This is a genomic window from Halobacillus sp. ABR2_026 (assembly GCF_056158545.1).
This window is the reverse complement of record NZ_JBSWTM010000001.1, coordinates 3,727,589-3,746,740: the sequence shown is the minus strand read 5'-3', so window position 1 is coordinate 3,746,740 and position 19,152 is coordinate 3,727,589. Positions and strand designations below refer to the sequence as shown.

Genomic DNA, 19,152 nt, shown 5'->3' with positions numbered 1-19,152 from the left:
TACTGGTCATTTTTTTATGGCAGCTTTATCAACCATGAAATTCATCTCTTCTATGAAGAGAGGATGTTTCAGGCGGTCATCAATTTTCTGTATACTATAGACAAACGATTCAAAGGAGGAGTCATGGTGAGAGAATCTGTGCAGTTACATAAAGATACGTTCATTGAAGAATTGAAGCATTATTTAAGCATTCCGAGTATATCTTCATTGTCAGAGTATAAAGAAGATGTAAAGGAAGCCGCATCATGGACCGCTGATGCCTTAACAAAAGCGGGGATGGAGAATGTCGAGGTTATCCCTACAGAAGGACATCCAATTGTCTATGCCGATTGGATGCATGCCGAAGAAAAGCCTACCATCCTCGTTTATGGTCATTATGATGTTCAACCGGAAGATCCTCTTGAATTGTGGGAATCCCCTCCTTTTGATCCTGTGATCAGGGATGGAAAAATTTATGCTCGAGGAGCTACAGATGACAAGGGGCAGCTGTTTATCCATATCAAAGCCGTTGACCTTCTCATGAAAGAAAATGGGCAGCTCCCTGTCAATGTAAAGTTTGTCATTGAAGGGGAGGAGGAAATCGCAAGCCCAAACCTGGGACCGTTCATTCAGGACAATGAGGAAAAGCTTGCGTGTGATGCGGTTGTGATTAGTGATACTTCTTTTAGTGAAAAAGGTCAGCCGGCTATTTGTACCTCCTTAAGGGGAGCATTGGCTATGGAAGTGTCTGTGACCACCGCTAATTCGGATTTGCATTCAGGCACCTACGGGGGAGGCGTACCTAATTCTATCCACGCTCTCGTTCATCTGCTTGATTCTCTCCATGAAGAAAACGGCCGTATCGCAGTCGAAGGTTTTTATGAGGGTGTTCCTGATCCTACAGTGGAACTAAGGAAGGAAGTGGCGGAAGTTCCCTTCAATGAAGAACGGACAAAACAAGAGCTTAACCTTGAATCCCTGTTCGGGGAGGAGGGATTCACTTTCCAGGAACGTGTAGGCATTAGGCCGACGCTCGAAATTAACGGAATTTCAGGAGGGTTTCAAGGAGAAGGTTTAAAAACGATCGTACCCAAAGAGGCAAGTGCAAAAATAAGCTGTCGTCTTGTGGGGCATCAAGACCCCCAAGCGGTCTTTGAAGCGGTGAAACACCATATTATGACTAAGAAGCCTGAAGGGGCGCGCGTGGATATACATCAGTACATTACCGCAGATCCAGTGTCCATAGATTCCAGGAACCCTTACATCCAAAAAGCAGCCGATGCGTTTGAAAGTGTCTATGAGGTTCGCCCTTTATTCCCGAAAGAAGGAGGGTCCATACCAATCGTGGAAGTATTCGGTCGTGTACTGGATTCACCGGTTGTTTTAATGGGCTTTGGGCTTCCGACAGAAAATCTTCATGCACCGAATGAGCATTTCCATCTTGAAAACTTCACAAAAGGGATCGAAACCGTATGTAAATATTTGCAGGAATTATAAGGAAGATTCTGTTAATTGTACATCGAAACGGAGATGATTTTGATCCTTCCAGCAAAAAAAGGACCTTCCAATCTATTGGAAGGTCCTTTTTTTGATATGGAAGTTATTTGACGAACGCTTCCGCAATCAAGCTTTTAATATTCCTCTTTTTTAATGATTGTCGTCTTTTTTTCATACCTTAAGAGCAGGTATTTGGATAAGTCTGTCTTTTTTTGTCAAAATGAAACGCTGAAATGTTAGAATAATAGAAAGATATCAGCTAGGAGGTTGAACATGGAACAATCACAATTAAAGCCTAAAACATTCGGTGAAATATTGGATCATACATTCAGTATATCTAAAAACAACTTCGGCCCGTTATTTCTTATTCTGCTTCTTTTGTTTGGGCCCCTCTACATATTTGATTATTTATTTATGCTTTTGAGTGGGATCAACGTATTCCGCGAACCATCGGAAGGGGGATTCGGCCAATCCATTCTCAATAACCTTGATACAGCAGCGGCGACACAGGAAATCGTCGCTACAAACCTTGGGGTTGGTATGGAGGTCCTTTATTTATTAGTTTCTACCATTCTTGCAGTTATCATATACCCGCTGGCGCAAGGGTCCATAGTGGTTGCAACAAGTAAAGTGTTGAAGCGGGAAGAATGGTCCAAGGCCCAAGCAGTCAAGGGTGCCTTATCGAGGTTCTGGCCACTTCTCGGCAGCACGGTCCTCGTCGGCCTCATCTTCGGAACCGCATTCTTTATTTCCCTCCTTATGTTCGGCGTTTTAGGAGGCATAAGCTTTGCGAGGGACGGCTTCGGTGCAGGGTTCGTCCTGTCGGTTCTGTTCGGTCTCCTCTTCTTAGCCGGTCTTGCTTTTCTTGCAGTGAAATGGAGTATGTTTTTTGGAGCCATTGTTTTTCAAAAGGTCGCTCCTGGATTTTCGAAAAGCTGGCAGCTGACGAAGGGACGATTTTGGGCGACATTCGGTCTTTTCATTGTTTTCGTAATCATTACTTTTCTGCTTACTTCCATCATTGAAGGGGTATCGGTTCTTTTATTAGGAGGAAGTCTGCTGGGACGTGTGTTGACGGATATTGCTTCCATCATAACGACACTATTTATCATGGTGGGCTACACGGTGGTCTTCTTTGATTTGAAAACGAGAAATGAAGCGGATGATTTGAAGGATATGATTGCTTCTTATAAAGAATGATGAACGTAGGTGAATCATATGAGCGGATCAACAGAAGAAAAAGAACAATTGAATGAGATTCTAGAGCGTTCAGAATACCAGGCCTATGAACAGGGCGGGACGGCACGGGAGCACCTGATGGATGTTATTACAGCGTGGGTGAAGGAGCTGCTTTCCGCTTGGTTTCCTGACTTTCAAGTCTCTGATTCTGCGATCAATGGTTGGATCTATTTTTTCGGCCTGATCGGAATGGGGGTGCTTATCCTCCTCGTGGTTAAGCTTGCTGGAAGAATATCAGGAGAGAAGACGCTCCCTGAACAGAGAACGTTCCGGATGGACACGGATTTTGGCTGGTCTTCTGAAAAGCATCTGAAGGAAGCGGCACTCCAGGCAGGTGATGAGCAATATTCAGAAGCAGCGAGACACACCTTTTTAGGTATGCTTTTGAATTTTGATGCCAGAGAAATGGTGGATGTGCAGTCCTGGAAAACGAACAGTGATTATGAAAAAGAATTGCAGAGTTTTGAAAAAGGTATGCTCGATGATTTTGCTTACTTGGCGGATACGTTTGATCAAATCACTTACGGTCATCGCTCACTTCGTAAAGAAGAATATAACGATTACCGCTCCCGAGCTTTTCGTTGGATGGACGGCGAAAGGAGGAGAGAAGCGTGAATGATTCGAAAAAAACATGGGTGTGGATCGCCCTCACGGTTTCCATTCTTACAGGAGTGCTTTATTGGGTGTCCAGCGGACGTCCTGAGCCATACCCTCCTTACTTAACTGAGTCGCCTTCTCCTACAGGAGTAAAAGCTTATTTTACGCTTCTTGATGAAAAAGGAGAAAATCCGCGGCGTTGGAACAACCATCCGGCTGGGCTGCCGGCCGCGGAAGGAAACCAAACGCTCCTTTTGATCGAACCTTTTTTCACCGTCAGCGGAGCTGAAATGGATCAGTATGAACAGTGGATGGAAGAAGGGAATACGTTATGGCTGATGAAAAACAACCCTGTCGGTTATTTTGATGTCGAAGTAGAATATGGAGTTGGATATAAAGGAGAAACAACGGTAGAGGATCAGGAGGGGCGTACATATCAAGCGGTTGTCCCACAGGAACACCGTCTGCTGCCGAAGGAGTCCGATAAGGTTCTCTTGAGTGATGAGCAAGGAACCCTTGCCTTTGAGCGTCCTTATGGAGAAGGGAAGCTGATGGTCGGTATGAATCCGGACTGGTTCACAAATGGAGTCATAACCGATCAGGACCATTATGAAATCATCTCATCCATTCTGAGAACTGAACCAGATTTCAGCAGCCTTTGGTTTGATGAGTATGTTCATAAAGAAAAAGGTTTTTTCAGTGGGATCAATGTTTACCCGATGTGGCTTTCTGTTTTCACAATCCAGGCGGCTCTGCTCCTTCTCTTTTTCTTATGGATGCAGGGGAAAAGATTCGGTCCTGCTTTTCTTCCGAGAGAAGCTTCGGTAAGGTTCGGAGATGAAAGGCTCCAGGCCCTGGCCGCCTGGTATCGTAAAGGCACATTTTACAGAGAGTCTCTACAAGTACAGGAATCCTACATTCGAAAACTTCTCCACGAACGGTTTGGGGTATCTTCTGTTGCTTCCTGGCAGGACATCCGTCACACGTTATCCTATCGTTTAAATGATGAGGATTATAAAGCTTGGGAAGGATGGACGCGGGCCGTCGAACCGTTAGTAGGGATCACAGAGGTCGATAAAAAAGAATTCTTGAAATGGTCACATACATTCGATGAGATGAGGAAAGAGGTGCAGGGGTCATGAATGAGAAATTGACAGATTTAATAGATGCCTACGAAAAGAAGGTTTATGGACAGGCGGAAAATGTCCGGTTGATGCTTTCATCTGTTCTGGTAGGCGGCCATGTGTTATTAGAAGGAGTGCCCGGAACTGGAAAAACCAAAATGGTGCGCACGTTAGCTGAACTCCTGGGAGGAGACTTTAAAAGGATTCAGTTCACGCCTGACCTTCTGCCGAGTGATATAACAGGCAGCATGATATATAACATGAAGAGCGGGGAGTTTGAAACCATGAAAGGTCCTGTGTTCACAAATGTCCTGCTTGCCGATGAAATCAATCGGACACCGGCGAAAACTCAAGCTGCTCTGCTAGAAGCGATGGAAGAGAAGCAAACGACCATTCAGGGGGGGACCTACCCACTGCCCAATCCCTTTTTTGTCGTTGCAACACAAAACCCTGTGGAGTTTGAAGGGACTTACCCATTGCCGGAAGCCCAGCAAGATCGCTTTTTATTCAAGCTGCATATTGATTTTCCCTCTAAGGAAGAAGAGGTGTCGGTCCTGAAACAAGTGATTGGAACCAGCGATGACGAGGAAACCCAGCCTTTATTAACGGTTCAGGAATTCATCCAAATCACTGAGGAGATTTCAACGATTACAATGACTGAGGAAATGTATGGATATATCATGACCATCGTCCGTAAAACGAGAGAAACAGAAGCCATTCGTCATGGGGCCAGTACTCGGGCAGGGATTGCCATGGCCAAAGCTGCCAAGGCGTGGGCGTATCTCGATTCAAGAAATTATGTGACTCCGGATGATGTCAAAAAGGTCGCCCATGCTTCCTTAAGGCATCGGATTATCCTGGCGCCACATATGGAACTGGAGGGATCAACCCATGACCAGATCATTCAAGAGCTTGTGGGATCAGTTCCTGTTCCGAGATAAGGGAATTGTTCCGAGCAGACGTCTTATCAACGTCTTGTTTTTTTTGTCGATTGTATTGGTTCTGCTTTCGTGGATGGGGATTTCCTGGCCTTTTGTAATCGGTGTGAATGGAGCCGCCCTCATGTTGAGCTTCATGGACCTTTTCTTCTCACCAAAGAGAAAAGAACTGGTGGTATACCGGGTGATTGATGAAGAAATGGAGCGGCGGGTCGAAAACGAGGCGAAGGTCGTCGTCAAAAACACCGCTGACAAAGGAATGACTGTGAACATCATCGATCATTTTCCGCAGACGTTCAATCAACCCTTTCCTTTGCAACAATCGCTGCAGGGAAAAGATGAGGTTACCATTTCTTATTCTTTCTCCGCGGATCAACGTGGAGATTACACGCTGCCTTTCCTTCATGTTCGTTATCGTTCTCGACTGGGATTATGGGAAAAACAAATGAAGGTACAACAGGAAGACAGGGTGAAAATCATCCCGGATCTTACAGAAAGTAAAAATTTTTTGGAGGATGCTCAACGTTTCCTCCTTTATGAGGGGACACGCTTGAAGAAGCATCAAATGGGCACAGGCGAGTTTAGTAAAATACGGTCGTATGTTGTTGGAGATGATATACGGAAAATGAATTGGAGACAGACGGCCAAAACACAAAATCTAATGACTAATGAATATGAACCGGAGCAGGGGAAATTCGTCACGCTTTTGATTGACTGTGGTCGTATGATGGGTGTGGAGCTTGAAGAGAATAACCGGTTAGAAAAGTCACTCGAGGCAGCGATGACCGTAGCGACGGCAGCCTTAAAACGTGGGGATTATGTAGCTGTTCTCGCCTTTTCCACTCATGTTCACGTATATGTACCTCCAGCAAAAGGGATGGCCCATATCCAGACCATCCTCCGTGAAATCTATCATTTGAACGTCGAAGGTCATGAATCCAACTACACGGCTGTGTTCCAACACCTTCAAAGCGTGCAGAGCAGAAGAAGCCTTCTCCTCCTATTCAGTGATGTGAGCACTTTTCTTTATGAAGAAGCAGCCTTATATTACTTGCAGAGACTTCGTCGTTCTCACCTTTTTTTAATGATCGGAATCGAGGACCAAAGCATGGAAGCTCAGGCGAAAAGGTCTCCTGATGATATACAGTCTACGCTAGTGAAAACGATGGCCCAAAAACATGTACTGGATAAAAAACAGGAAATGCAGAAATGGGAACGCCAAGGTCTACAGATGGTGGAAGCACCGGAAGAGCAGTTGGCGACAACCGCTGTATCTCATTATATCCACATTATGAACCGTGGGGTCCTTTAGTTTGACCGGCCTTTATTTTGCCAATCGTTATGTAAGTCAACAATCCGAGCACCGTAAGGAAGGCAAACATATATTTAGCTTCAAGAGATAGACGTGAAGGGGTGATGAACCCTTCAATGATTCCCGCAATGATGAAAAGAGGGAGCGTACCAATCAACAGAAGTACGGATCGGTAGGCGTAGGTTTTCAATTGATAACTGCGTGTTCTTTTTCCTGGAACCCACAGCTTATACCCCATCAATAGCCCGGCTCCGCCTGCGATGAAAATAGCTGTTAATTCAATGATTCCATGTGGGACGATATAGGCCCAGAAATCGTAGGAATTTCCATAAACCATGAACAGCGCTGCAAGTGCTCCGACGATAATTCCGTTATAAATGAGCAGATATACCGTCAGTAAACCGAATGTCACGCCGCCGGCAAAAGCGAGAAAAGCGACTTGGATGTTATTTGTCATTATTTCGGTAGACATAATGGGAGCATTTACTGCTCCTGCTTGATTTCCAACACGGGCCGGGTCTACAGCCTGTGATATGGAGTCCGGAAGTATGGTGTACAGGGACAGAGGATCTTGATAAACGGCGAGAAATGCTCCCACGCCCCCTAACAAGAATAACAGCATGCTGAGGACAACGAACTTCCACTGTTCGCTGATAAGGGTAATAAAGGAGCTGCCAAACATTTGCTTCAACTGTTTCCAATTGGATGTACTTTCCTGGTAGAGCATGTTATGAGCTTTTGTCACAAGCTCATTCAAATATCCTGTTGTTTCCTCTTTAGGAAAGTAGGTCTGGCTGAAAGCGAGATGCTGGGTGACCTTTTGATAAAGGCGCTGGAATTCATCCAAATGTATGGGAGCCCACTGACTCTTATTTTTGTGCAGCAATTGAATCAATTCTTCTAAACGTTTCCATTCGTCGCGATGGCGTTGGAGGAAAGTGCGATAGTTCATGTTTTCACCTGCAATACGGGAATTTTTTACATTCTATTTCTATTATAGAAAAACAACGGACATATGGAAACCCATAAACGAGGAGGGATAAGATGCAGGAGAGAGTAGAAGTGAAGACACCGGAACATGTGACCCTACACTTTCAACCTGCTGGTTTAGGAAGCAGAGGGGCTGCACAGATCGTAGATTCGCTCTTATTAGGATTATTTTACATCGGAATAGTCGCGCTCCTCCTAATTTCAGAGAATCACCTGGAATTTATGGTGGAGGGAAGAGGATGGCTGATTGCTTTCGTCATTCTCCTCATGTTCGCGATCCAGTGGGGATATTTCTTCTTATTCGAATGGTTCAGCGGGGGTAAAACCTTAGGTAAGATGATGCTCGGGCTTCGGGTTGTGAAGGAGGACGGAGGAAAAGCGACGGCCTTATCGATATTGATCCGCAATTTAATAAGGATCATCGACATGCTTCCCTTCTATTATTTATTTGGGATGCTGATGGTTTTCTTCCATCCCCAGCACAAAAGACTCGGAGACCTCGTAGGTGGGACAATTGTGATACATGAACGAAAGAAACAACGGACCAAGAAGAAGCGACCTGCTGAAGAACGCGAATGGGAACATCGGGGATTGGAGAAAGGGCAGTTAACCATAGGGGAATGGGAGAGGCAGCGTGTGACCTCAAGAGATTGGAATCTCTTGAAAACGTATGTCCAACGATATCCGTCTTTACCACCGACGGAGAAATCAGACATGACTCATGAGGTAGCCAAAATTCTGCTCCCGAAGCTTGGTTTAGATGATGGTGCGCAGAGTGAAGAAAAGCTCGCTGACAGGTTATATGCCGCTTATGGAGTGTTAAAAGAAGATTGGGAGATTGAATGGTAATGGAAAAGCTGCTTTGTAACGAAGCAGCTTTTTATCTTTTTATGGAGAAGTTCAAGGGGAATACATAAAGGAATAGCTGAGGATTTTGACGGATTTAAAAGAATTTTAAAATATATATTTACTTCAGTGTAGAATTTGGTATTATATACTAGGATTTAATAAAATACAGGCGAATAAACGGGCTGGTCCACAGGGGAAGGTTATGTTTGTTCCTACCTGAATTATAGAAAAAAGGAAAGGGGATTGCAGCTTATGCTTACATCTCTTTATGTATTGTCGTTAACCGTTCTGCTTACGTTCCTTGTATTATATGCCGTTGATAAAGTTGCCCGTCGCTACAAGAAAATCCAGAATCCTACGATTCAACAAGACCAGGTTCCTGCTGAAGTCGATTTCAGCCACCAGTCGTTCAAATAAATGCTTTAAAAGAAAGTGGCTCCTAGTTAAGTGGAGTCACTTTCTTTTTAATCAAAATCACCGCCTCCCGACCGTACCCGCTCTTACCATGGCAAGGATCCAAGGCTTTCATCTTACAGTAACGATACCGCTGTTATTGGAATGGTGATGGGTACTTAGGTTGAGGGCGGGGGTTTACGTTTTGTTAGGTTCCTGTTTGTGGTAAAATAGTTATGTTTACATATAGAAAGAAAACCACCAAAATAATAGCGTGTATTATAAATTTCAAGCACAATCCAATAGATGGAAAAGGGGATATCTCATGGCGAATAAAGCGGTTGTTTTAGGAGCGAATTATTATATTGGACTGAGCACGATCAGGTGTCTCGGGATTCATGATGTTCATGTGGCAGCGGTTGACTATGCCTGGGAAGGCGCCTACGGCCTCGAGTCCAAATACTGTACAGAAGCATTAATCGGACCTCATTATAAAGAAGACCCTGAAGGTTTGAAATCTTTCTTGATCGACTATGCGAAACAGCAGGAGCTTGCACCTGTACTGATCCCGACAGCTGATCCGTACGTAGAATTCGTAGATAAATATCTTCCAGAATTAAAGGAACATTTCCTCATTCCTCAAACAGAGCAGGGATTATATACTAAGATAATGGACAAAGGTACTCTGCACACATTGGCTTCCCAGCACGGTGTAGCTGTTCCTGAAACCGTACAGGTGGACGATGAGAACCTTGTGGACAGAGTGGAAGAGGAGATCAAATACCCTTGTCTTGTAAAGCCGGTGGACTCCCCCGCTTTTGTGTCCAAGTTCAGAAGAAAGCTCTTCAAAGTTCACAATAAAGAAGAATTAATAGAGAAAGTGGAGCAGGCGAAAGAAGCGGATATCGAAGTGATTGTCCAGCGCATTATTCCTGGTTTTGACGATCATATGTACACGTTTGATGCGTACTTGGATCAACGATCTAAAGTGACACACTGGGTGACGTGTCAAAAACTCCGTCAATTCCCTGTAAACTATGGAGCGTCTGTTTACACGCAGCAAAAATACGTACCCGAGCTCTACGATTTGGGGGCGAAATTTTTGGAAGGGATCGGTTACAAAGGATTCGCGGAGATTGAATTCAAAAAAGATGCCGAAACAGGCACGTATTATTTAATTGAAATTAATGTGCGGATTACAAACTTGAATCACCTATTGCAGAAAACAGGCATTAATATTCCTTATATTACCTACCGTGAACTGATCGGGGACCCTGTCACACCGAAAGCGGTTGAAGAGGATCAGAACATTGTGTTCTGGTATGCCTATGAAGACCTTCTGGCAGTAAGGGAATATATTAAAACCGGTCAGCTTTCGCCGCAAAAAGTTCTGAAATCCTATTTCAGACCTAAAGCTCATGCGATTTGGGATCCTAAAGATCCAAAACCGGCTTTTACATTCGGGAAGAAGCTTGCTGGTTTAGTCGTGGATAAGGTTACGAAGAAAAACAGATAATTCCTTATTTAGAATATAGTTAATGGATCATAGGAAATGCTAACCAATAAGTGAACCATATGAATGGAACGACAGAGCATTCAATGGACAAGGCAAAAACAATGCAGGGAAGGTAGATAAGAATGGCTAAGTTGAAAAAATTACTATCATTCATCGATGTACTTGAGTCATGGAATGATAAGGAACTGGACGTCCGTGGACTCGCATACAATTCAAGAAATGTCGAACAAGGAGATGTGTTCGTTTGTATCAAAGGCTTTAAGACAGATGGTCACCGCTATATTGCGGATGCTTTGGAAAATGGAGCGTCTGCCATTATAGTTGAAGATTACCAGCCTGGGTGGGATGGTCTTCCGCAATATCGTGTAAAAGACAGCCGCCGTGCCCTTGCAGCACTGAGTGATGCTTATTACCATCACCCATCTAAGGCTATGAAAACCATTGGAATTACAGCGACGAACGGTAAGACATCCACTTCCTTTATGACGGATGCCATTCTTGAAGAACATGGGCTTAAAACAGGCTTGATAGGTACAGTCGTGGTTAAATTCGGGGACTACTCCGAACCTACAAAGCTGACGACACCTGAATCATTGGATCTGCATCATTATTTTGCGCAAATGAGGGATCAGGACGTCTCCCACGTCACCATGGAAGTTTCTTCTTCAGCTCTAGATTTGAGCAGAGTCGGAAGTGTGGACTTTGATATTGTTACATTAAACAACATCAGCCGTGAGCACATAGATCTTCATGGTTCTTTTGAAGAGTACTTCAATAGTAAAGCAAGTCTGATCCGGGAAGCCGGAAAAGGGAAGTGGGCAATCCTCAACTTGGATGATCCCTACTCCGCATCATTAATCGATGAAACAGAAGCTAATCTACTGACGTTCAGCGTAGAAACTTCAGATGGAGACTTGATATGTAAAGACTTGGATTTGTCTACCGGACGTGCGAAATTCACCGTTGAAATTCGTAAACCATTCACTGTGGAAGGGACAACCTATAAGCCTCAGGAATTCTCTATAGAGTTGTCTACACCGGGCTATCATTCTGTTTACAACTCCATGGTTGCGATTATCGCAGGGTTGCTGAATGAGGTACCGATTCCAACTATTCAGGCAGGCTTAAAAGCGTTCGGCGGCGTCGAGCGTCGTTTTGAGATGGTATTCGAGGATGATATTAAAATTTTGGATGACCATTTCGCCAACTACGGAAATATCAATGTTACGTTGAACACTCTTCAGCAAATGGACTACTCGAGTCTTAAGCTTGTATATGCGATTCGTGGAAGCCGGGGAATAACCGTCAACAAAGAAAATGCAAAGGCCATCGTGGAATGGGCCCCTAAATTAGGATTGACAGAAGTAATTGCTACTGTAAGCCATTCCCACGTGGATGAAAAAGACCGGGTGACGGATGAAGAACTCCGAGTTTTCCAAGAGATGATGGATGAAGCAGGTATCCATGTTCATTTATATAAAGAGCTGGATGATGCCATTCATCATGCTCTTTCGGAAGCTGAACAAGATGATGTTGTCCTTTTGGCGGGATGCCAGGGCATGGACCCCGGTGCAAAAATTGCTTTAGAGCAGTTAAATAGAAATCGTCCGGATATGGATGAAGAAAAATTGTTCAAGCCATTGAAGAACAGAGTTGCAGGGATCCTTTGAGAATTGATACAGCAGAGCCCGGTCTTTCGTTAGGAGGCATAACAGTGAATGATAAAATTATCGGCATACTCGGGGGGATGGGGCCTGAAGCAACAGCCGAATGTTATATGAAAATTATACGAGCGACGAACGCAAGCAAAGATCAAGAGCATTATCGGGTGATCATTGACAGCAATGCAAAAATCCCTGACCGGACAGAAGCGATCGCTGGACGAGGCGAGAATCCAGTGCCTGAAATGGTCCATGCGGCAAAGAATTTAGAGAAGCTGGACGTTGATGTCGCTTGTATCCCATGTATGACTGCCCATTATTTCATTGAAGAAGTCCAAAAGTCCGTTTCCTTCCCGTTATTGAATGCATTTCTCGAGTTGAAGAAGTTCATTCAAGACCATTACCCGACCGTCCGGAAAATCGGTGTGCTGGCTACTACAGGTACGTTGGAAACCGGATTGTTCAAAAAGTATTTCAATCACTTGGAAGTCATGGAACCTTCCCCATATACTCAGAATGAAAAAGTGATGAGAGCGATCTATGGTGAAAATGGAATTAAAAGTGGAAACACAGATGGAGAACCTCTGCAATTATTGAAAGAGGCATCCGAGGAACTTCTGGATCGTGGGGCGGATGTTATTATCTCAGGGTGTACGGAAATCGGCCTTGTATTGAAGCCTTATCACCTCCCTGTTCCTTTAATGGATCCAATGGAAGTCGTAGCCAACGTCGTCGTTAAAGAATCTGTTTATCAAAAGTCATGAAACGTGTTCCCTCTTCTTATATTTGTTACAAGAACGAATTTTCAGGAGGGATGCTTTCCATGGCCGAGAGCGGGTTCGAACAATTTTTGTCAGAGTCTTTCAAAGAGGGAGTGACCTTCAGAGAGTTAAGGCTTTCTGAAAAAGAAGTTTCACACTTGAAAGCCCAATACCCCTCAGCCCTCATAAAAAGAACCAGTGAGGTGAATGATGCCTTAAAAAAATCCTGGTATGAAATCCAACTGTCACCGGAGAAAAGTAAACCTCAGACCTTGGAGGGTATTCGTCAGGAAAACATCCGTTTGAAGCGCGAATTGGAAGCTTTGAAAAAAATGAAAAGATAAATATGCGTTTCCATGGCAACCCTTAGGGTTGTCTTTTTTCGTGATATTTTTTAGGGCTGAAGGTGCTCGCTATATACTCAATGTAAAAGTCCCTCTATTGAATCTGTATCATCCTAATTTCAAACGGTGTCGCGGTACTATGAACCCATGACTTTTATCCTTGAAAGGTAGGAAGTTTCATCAAAATTTGTCGAAGGGAAATGTAGGTTTCCCATTGATATGTTACGTTCTGAAACATAAATGTAATAATAATTTGTCTTTATTTAGCGAATAACTTTGATATAATGAGAAAGGTAAATGAAACAGATAAAAAAGTACATAAAAACAGACATCATAGATATACAAAATGAGAGTTTAGTAGGAAGTGATATAAATTGTTCGATCTGCATCACCGCAGTCCAGCACCTTATGTTCTGAGGGTTTCCGTTCCAACCAATAGGAAGATTGAACGGAATATATGGGGTGACCAGCATTATGAAATTTAAAACATTTGGTCGCCACGGAAAAGAAGGCGTGAAAAACCTATCAAGAAACAGGTGGATGTCGATAGCTTCTATATCAGCTGTGACAGTTACCTTGCTGCTTGTTGGGGTGTTCGCCACATTACTTTTGAACTTGAATGATATTGGAACACAGATTGAAGAAGATGTGGAAGTACGCGTCTTTATCGATCGAACGGCAGAAGATGCAAGCCGTGATGCCTTGAAAGGCAAAATAGAAGAGCTTTCTGATGTGTCTACTGTAGAATTTCAGTCCAAGGAAGAAGGACTAACACAGCTGATTGACAGTCTCGGGGACGATGGTGAGGTATTTGAATCCTTGAAAGATGAGAATCCTTTGAATGATGTGTACATCGTTAAAACGGACAACCCTGAAGACACCATTACAGTTGCAGAGAAGATTGAAAAGTTCAACAGTGTCGACAAAGTCGAATATGCAAAAGAAACGGTCGAACGCCTCTTTAATGTCATGGACATGGCTAGGAACGTTGGACTCGCTATTATTGCAGGACTCCTATTTACGGCTATGTTCCTGATTGCTAATACGATTCGAATTACGATTGTTGCCCGGAAGAGAGAAATTGAAATCATGAAAATGGTGGGAGCAACCAATTGGTTTATCCGTTGGCCGTTTCTTTTTGAAGGTCTGCTGATCGGAATTCTTGGATCACTGCTGCCGATTGCTGTCGTCGTATTCGGTTATGATTATTTGTATACAGAAGTAACTACAAGGTATCCAACATTGTTTATTGAATTGCTTCCTGTTTATCCATTCGTGCTGAAAGTGTCTGCACTACTGGTCTTAATGGGAATTGTCATTGGTTTGTGGGGAAGCTTTACGTCTATTCGAAAGTATTTAAAAGTTTAAATTTATTGATCTGCCAAATAAAAAGGTAAGGATTCGGGGGAGGAAGAAAGTTTGAAGTTGAGAGTTTTAACAGCCGCTCTGACCGTCAGTCTTATTCTATCCGGTTTTCCACTCTATTCCACTACAATCAACGCTGAAACGAACCAGGATAAACTAGAGGAAAACCGTGCAAAACAATCTGAAATTGAAAAAGAAAAACAGGAAAAACAGGAAGAAATTGAAAATCTTCAAGAACAGCAGGAAGAAGTAAATGCTGAAATCGCTCAATTGGACAAGCAGGTCATGGAAGCGATGGATAAGATTGAAGCAAAAGAAAGTGAAATTGCAAATACTAGAGAAAATATTGAACAATTGAAAGCAGACATTGCTGAGCTTGAAAAGCGAATTGCTGAACGCGATGAACTACTAAAAGACCGCGTGAAGTCCATGCACCAAAATGGGGGAGCCATTGATTACCTTGATGTTCTCATGGGAGCAGAAAGTTTCGGAAACTTCCTGGAACGCGTAATGAGCTTGAACACAATTGCGTCACAAGATAAAGAAATTCTTGAGCAGCATAAAGCTGACAAAGAAGAAGTTGAAAAGAAAAAGGCTGAAGTTGAATCCAAACTAGCAGACCTTGAACAAAAGCTACAAGAATTAGAAACTTTGAAACAAGAACTTGATCAAAAGAAACAAAAGAAAAATGAATTGATGGAAAGTCTTGAGCGTGATGAAGAGCTTGCACACAACCACGTGGTTGATATAGAAGAAGAGCAGGAAACCCTTGCCGCGCAAGAAGCAGCCATCCAAAAAGAAATTGAACGTGAAGCTGAAAGAAAAAGAAAAGCCGAAGAAGAAGCCAGAAAGAAAGCAGAAGCTGCTAAGAAAGCACAAGCTTCGAATACAGGAAGCAATAATACTTCTTCATCTTCAGACTCTTCCAGTCAAACGTCTAGTAACAGTAGTGGATCTCTGTTCAGTTGGCCGGCAAGCGCTGGGGTGTCATCTGAATTTGATCGGAACCGTATCCACCCAATTACAGGCGAGCCAAAACTTCACTCCGGGATTGATTTAGCAGGAGGAGGTACGATTCCAATTCGTGCCGCTGCGGACGGTACCGTCATTCGAGCTAACTATTCCACAAGCTATGGAAATGTTGTTATGATTTCTCACCGAATCAACGGACAGACATTCACGACGGTTTATGCTCATATGAGAAGTGCACCTGCCGTATCCGCAGGCCAATCTGTTTCACGAGGTCAATTCCTTGGTAATATGGGAAGCACAGGAGCATCTACAGGTCAGCACCTTCACTTTGAGATTCATGAAGGAAGCTGGAATGGTGCTCGTTCAAACTCTGTAAACCCGCGTAAATACTTGCCTTAATTAGATGAGGGGAATAAAAAGAGAGGAAATCTTCGAGATTTCCTCTCTTTTTTTGTTTCCAATTTTTCTATTTAACGCTCAACTGATTTAAGGCAAACACAGGGGGAAAAAACCTTAGATGCACATGCAGTACTGTTTCTCAGAAAGGAGCCCCTTGTGGATGAAATTATATCACAGTAGTCACAAACTCCCACTTATACACATGTGGACAATCGCATGCGCTGTGATGATAAAGACTCTGATTTTCTCTATAGGTTTCCCGTACTTTTTTCATACATATGAATCGCTTTCTTTTTAGATGTTTGGAACGCTTGAGGCTTGATTGGTAAATGAGGGAGATGTGAAAGGTCTTCGGTGCAAACAGGGCATTTCCAAGCTGGACTGCTGCTGTAAGAAGTTCTATAGCACTTGGTGCATATTTTCTTTATCAACATAATCTCCTCCTCTATGTATGAAGTTGTTCTTTATATAGAATGTTTCTTTAAATTATACAGGATTAATGAGGACTTACAAGCTGCATTTATGATGTTGATACCTTTCTAGTATTTTATTCCTTTATTTCTCCAAAGATTTAGGATGAACCTATATAATGGTCGGTGTTATAATTGTGTAAGAATTACCATTTCAACAAGATCAGTCTTCCACAGCTCTATAATGAAGGAGGAAGATGATGAACCGAATGAAGCTTATTCCTTACAGAATGGATGCGATTCTGGATACGACAAAGGAAGTGCCAAAAGGTGTGCATATGGTAGAGGCTCAAAGTCTATGGGAAGATACTCAGCAGGGGGATAGTAGTGTCATAGCCGTGATTGATACGGGCTGTCAGAAGGATCACCCTGACCTGCAAGGTCAAATTATAGGGGGGAGAAACTTCACGGACGATCATGATGGAGATTCGAGTAATTATGAAGATAATAATGGTCATGGGACTCACGTGGCTGGGACGATAGCTGCTGTAGAAAATGGAGAGGGAGTAGTAGGAGTAGCTCCCCAGGCTAAGTTGCTCATCCTTAAGGTGCTCTCAGAGGAAGGAAACGGGAAATATGAATGGATAACGGACGCAATCGATTATGCGGTTCAATGGAGAGGGGAGAATAACGAACGTGTCCGTGTCATCTCCATGTCCCTTGGAGGTCCTGAGGATACACCTGAACTTCGCCAATCTATTTTAAAAGCCATTGCTGAAGGAGTATCTGTTGTTTGTGCAGCGGGTAATGAAGGCGATGGGAGGGAAGATACGATGGAATATGCATATCCCGGTGCGTACAATGAGGTCATTCAAGTAGGAGCTGTAGATGAAAATAGACTTTTGGCTTCTTTCACTAACACGAACGACCAAATTGATCTCGTAGCCCCAGGAGTTAATATTCTTTCTACCTATTTAGAAGGAAAATATGCTCGTTTATCAGGGACTTCTATGGCAACCCCTCATGTTTCTGGTGGTCTTGCTTTAATCATTCCGTTGGTGGAAAGGCAGTTTCAAAGGCAAATGTCTGAATCGGAAATCTTTTCTCAACTTATCAAGCGAACAACCCCTCTAGGACACTCGAAAGTTGCTGAAGGTAATGGGTTAATGACCCTTGCGCTTACTAAAAAACTCGAAGATTTATTCAGTACCTATATCAATTAGTTTAAAAAAGAGAGGCGCCCTTGCCTCTCTTTTTTTATGCAAATCAGCCCAGGGTCTAGAAATTGCAGGATAAACTAAGTCCATGTTTTTGTGTTATTGATTGTAATATAGTGTTATATTGTGCTTTGAATACAAAAACGAATTCATGTTTACAATTATGATTGCATGTACACAAAATTGTAAACATGATGTTTTCTTTTTCGTGTGCATGTAATCAATCTTGTACACATGCTATGATGACGACTTGTTTGCTTGTTTGTATTCATGTATACAATTATGTGTGCAAGTGTGCATTTATGAACACGAAAAAAGGCGCATTGACTATTTTCTGATAGTTTAATAGATTAAGAACAAGGAGAGGTCAAATCTAGGTAATATAAAAGGAGAGCTGTGTAATGACAAATTCAAGAATTGCAGCTGTTGATGTTGGAAATGATGCCGTAAAGGCGAACTTTGGGAAATTGGAATCTTCATTGTATATACCGAATGTGGTCGCTAGAGACCTTGAGGATCGTCCAGTCATCGGAATTGAGGATTTAGACGATAAGGATCCACTCGATAATTTACATATTCGAGTGCATTCGCCAGCATTGCGTGAAAATAATGCGATTTACCGTGTGGGAAACTTAGCTACGAAAACAACAAACTCTGCAGAGTTGGATCCCGGAAGTTATAAATCCGAAGAAGATCAAACGTTGATCATGCTGTTTGCATCAATTGCCATGGATGCCGTAACAGGGAAAGATGCCCAATCCGCAAAAAACAATGTAATTGAAGCGAATTATACATTGGGTACAGGATTACCCCTTCGTGAAGTGAAAGAAGGAAAAGATGTGGGATACCGCTCCCAGCTTCTTGGTTCTGTTCACCAGGTGGAATTCTTGGTCACTCCTAAATACCAAGGGATGAAAGTGAACATTAAATTTGATGAAGTGAAGGTATATCCAGAGGGATTTGCTGCATACGTGAACCTGGTCATGGACAATGATCTGAACATCATAAATAAGGAACTTGTTGATAAACAGATATTAATTCAGGACATTGGTGGTCTTTCAACTGATATCGCAGTCATCAGAAACCGTAATGTAGATGATGATAAAGCGCAGGGCTTTAATCTGGGGGTATCAGAATCACTAGAGATGATTCGTGATGAAATCCTGACAAAGCATGGGGTTGAACTCGACAGTCGCCGCGACGTAGTCGATATCATCACCCGTAAAAATGATCGTCATCACATCATGGTCCGCGGAAGCCGTACGAATGTCCATGATATTACCGACCGCATCTTACTGGAGCTTGCAAAGAAACAATACCGCTATTTAAGAAACGTATGGCAGAAAAACTCTCAGTCTGAAATCTGCTATTTCGTAGGTGGTGGTTCGGCTGTCTTGAAAGACTACATTAAGACATTGAACAATAAACTGGACGGCTTTAATATCGAATTTTTTGAGGATGAAAATGAAAGCATTTGGATGATGGCCAATGCTTATTATAAGCTTATTTCTGACTATATCCGTAAGAACACCAAGCTTGCGGACAAGTCTGAAAAAAAAGTAGAACAAAAAGCCGGATCCTCTAAATAA

Annotated in this window: 17 protein-coding genes; 16 read left to right on the top strand and 1 reads right to left on the bottom strand. The window is 43.0% G+C overall.

Annotated features, from left to right (window positions below; genetic code table 11):
• The first annotated feature begins 123 nt into the window (after positions 1–123).
• The 6 genes from ACXADE_RS18995 to ACXADE_RS18970 all read left to right on the top strand — a co-directional run bounded on the left by ACXADE_RS18995 (position 124) and on the right by ACXADE_RS18970 (position 6,686).
• Entirely contained in the window at positions 124–1,476 is a 1,353-nt protein-coding gene (locus ACXADE_RS18995) for a dipeptidase (protein WP_474981987.1), read from the top strand.
• A 273-nt stretch (positions 1,477–1,749) separates the two neighbouring features.
• Entirely contained in the window at positions 1,750–2,676 is a 927-nt protein-coding gene (locus tag ACXADE_RS18990) for a hypothetical protein (protein WP_474981986.1), read from the top strand.
• A gap of 18 nt (positions 2,677–2,694) precedes the next feature.
• Positions 2,695–3,330 (top strand): hypothetical protein, encoded by a 636-nt coding sequence (locus ACXADE_RS18985; RefSeq protein WP_474981985.1) that lies wholly within the window; start codon positions 2,695–2,697, stop codon positions 3,328–3,330.
• Entirely contained in the window at positions 3,327–4,454 is a 1,128-nt protein-coding gene (locus ACXADE_RS18980) for a DUF4350 domain-containing protein (RefSeq protein ID WP_474981984.1), read from the top strand. The genes ACXADE_RS18985 and ACXADE_RS18980 overlap by 4 nt, the downstream gene beginning before the upstream one ends.
• Positions 4,451–5,377: an AAA family ATPase gene (locus ACXADE_RS18975; RefSeq protein ID WP_474981983.1), complete on the top strand. Its 927-nt coding sequence runs from the start codon at positions 4,451–4,453 to the stop codon at positions 5,375–5,377. Before ACXADE_RS18980 ends, ACXADE_RS18975 begins: the two co-directional genes overlap by 4 nt.
• The gene (locus ACXADE_RS18970; RefSeq protein WP_474981982.1) at positions 5,328–6,686 is read left to right on the top strand and encodes a DUF58 domain-containing protein; all 1,359 of its coding nucleotides are present in this window, start codon (positions 5,328–5,330) and stop codon (positions 6,684–6,686) included. Before ACXADE_RS18975 ends, ACXADE_RS18970 begins: the two co-directional genes overlap by 50 nt.
• Here the strand turns inward: ACXADE_RS18970 and ACXADE_RS18965 are convergent.
• Complete coding sequence (locus ACXADE_RS18965; protein ID WP_474981981.1) at positions 6,664–7,638, bottom strand: stage II sporulation protein M; 975 nt, start codon at positions 7,636–7,638, stop codon at positions 6,664–6,666. The two genes, ACXADE_RS18970 and ACXADE_RS18965, sit on opposite strands and share 23 nt — an antisense overlap.
• A 92-nt stretch (positions 7,639–7,730) precedes the next feature.
• Here ACXADE_RS18965 and ACXADE_RS18960 point away from each other — a divergent pair, with 92 nt between their 5' ends.
• The 10 genes from ACXADE_RS18960 (at position 7,731) to ACXADE_RS18915 (ending at position 19,152) form a co-directional block, all read left to right on the top strand.
• Entirely contained in the window at positions 7,731–8,525 is a 795-nt protein-coding gene (locus ACXADE_RS18960; RefSeq protein WP_474981980.1) for an RDD family protein, read from the top strand.
• A gap of 252 nt (positions 8,526–8,777) precedes the next feature.
• Positions 8,778–8,942, top strand: coding sequence for a hypothetical protein (locus ACXADE_RS18955; protein WP_474981979.1), 165 nt, complete (start codon positions 8,778–8,780; stop codon positions 8,940–8,942).
• Positions 8,943–9,243: 301 nt separating this feature from the next.
• Entirely contained in the window at positions 9,244–10,434 is a 1,191-nt protein-coding gene (locus ACXADE_RS18950; RefSeq protein ID WP_474981978.1) for a carboxylate--amine ligase, read from the top strand.
• Positions 10,435–10,556: 122 nt separating this feature from the next.
• Positions 10,557–12,104, top strand: a complete 1,548-nt coding sequence (locus ACXADE_RS18945) for a Mur ligase family protein (protein ID WP_474981977.1) — start codon at positions 10,557–10,559, stop codon at positions 12,102–12,104.
• 44 nt (positions 12,105–12,148) lie between these two features.
• Entirely contained in the window at positions 12,149–12,859 is a 711-nt protein-coding gene (gene cuyB / locus ACXADE_RS18940) for a cysteate racemase (protein WP_474981976.1), read from the top strand.
• 59 nt (positions 12,860–12,918) lie between these two features.
• On the top strand, positions 12,919–13,200 hold the full coding sequence (locus tag ACXADE_RS18935; protein ID WP_474981975.1) for a hypothetical protein: 282 nt from the start codon (positions 12,919–12,921) through the stop codon (positions 13,198–13,200).
• A 474-nt stretch (positions 13,201–13,674) separates the two neighbouring features.
• Positions 13,675–14,568 (top strand): permease-like cell division protein FtsX, encoded by an 894-nt coding sequence (gene ftsX / locus ACXADE_RS18930; RefSeq protein ID WP_474981974.1) that lies wholly within the window; start codon positions 13,675–13,677, stop codon positions 14,566–14,568.
• A 51-nt stretch (positions 14,569–14,619) separates the two neighbouring features.
• Complete coding sequence (locus ACXADE_RS18925; RefSeq protein ID WP_474981973.1) at positions 14,620–15,936, top strand: murein hydrolase activator EnvC family protein; 1,317 nt, start codon at positions 14,620–14,622, stop codon at positions 15,934–15,936.
• Positions 15,937–16,606: 670 nt separating this feature from the next.
• A complete protein-coding gene (locus tag ACXADE_RS18920) occupies positions 16,607–17,569 on the top strand; it encodes a S8 family peptidase (RefSeq protein WP_474981972.1) in 963 nt (320 codons plus the stop codon).
• A 395-nt stretch (positions 17,570–17,964) separates the two neighbouring features.
• On the top strand, positions 17,965–19,152 hold the full coding sequence (locus tag ACXADE_RS18915; RefSeq protein WP_474981971.1) for an Alp7A family actin-like protein: 1,188 nt from the start codon (positions 17,965–17,967) through the stop codon (positions 19,150–19,152).

Bases quoted from the DNA above. Each gene is read 5' to 3' on its own strand.
- ACXADE_RS18965 (WP_474981981.1), bottom strand. From the start codon at position 7,638: ATGAACTATCGCACTTTCCTCCAACGCCATCGCGACGAATGGAAACGT.
- ACXADE_RS18915 (WP_474981971.1), top strand. From the start codon at position 17,965: ATGACAAATTCAAGAATTGCAGCTGTTGATGTTGGAAATGATGCCGTA.
- ACXADE_RS18920 (WP_474981972.1), top strand. From the start codon at position 16,607: ATGAACCGAATGAAGCTTATTCCTTACAGAATGGATGCGATTCTGGAT.
- ACXADE_RS18975 (WP_474981983.1), top strand. From the start codon at position 4,451: ATGAATGAGAAATTGACAGATTTAATAGATGCCTACGAAAAGAAGGTT.
- ACXADE_RS18955 (WP_474981979.1), top strand. From the start codon at position 8,778: ATGCTTACATCTCTTTATGTATTGTCGTTAACCGTTCTGCTTACGTTC.
- ACXADE_RS18990 (WP_474981986.1), top strand. From the start codon at position 1,750: ATGGAACAATCACAATTAAAGCCTAAAACATTCGGTGAAATATTGGAT.
- ACXADE_RS18950 (WP_474981978.1), top strand. From the start codon at position 9,244: ATGGCGAATAAAGCGGTTGTTTTAGGAGCGAATTATTATATTGGACTG.
- ACXADE_RS18935 (WP_474981975.1), top strand. From the start codon at position 12,919: ATGGCCGAGAGCGGGTTCGAACAATTTTTGTCAGAGTCTTTCAAAGAG.
- ACXADE_RS18960 (WP_474981980.1), top strand. From the start codon at position 7,731: ATGCAGGAGAGAGTAGAAGTGAAGACACCGGAACATGTGACCCTACAC.
- ACXADE_RS18945 (WP_474981977.1), top strand. From the start codon at position 10,557: ATGGCTAAGTTGAAAAAATTACTATCATTCATCGATGTACTTGAGTCA.
- ACXADE_RS18995 (WP_474981987.1), top strand. From the start codon at position 124: ATGGTGAGAGAATCTGTGCAGTTACATAAAGATACGTTCATTGAAGAA.
- ACXADE_RS18985 (WP_474981985.1), top strand. From the start codon at position 2,695: ATGAGCGGATCAACAGAAGAAAAAGAACAATTGAATGAGATTCTAGAG.
- ACXADE_RS18970 (WP_474981982.1), top strand. From the start codon at position 5,328: ATGACCAGATCATTCAAGAGCTTGTGGGATCAGTTCCTGTTCCGAGAT.
- ftsX (WP_474981974.1), top strand. From the start codon at position 13,675: ATGAAATTTAAAACATTTGGTCGCCACGGAAAAGAAGGCGTGAAAAAC.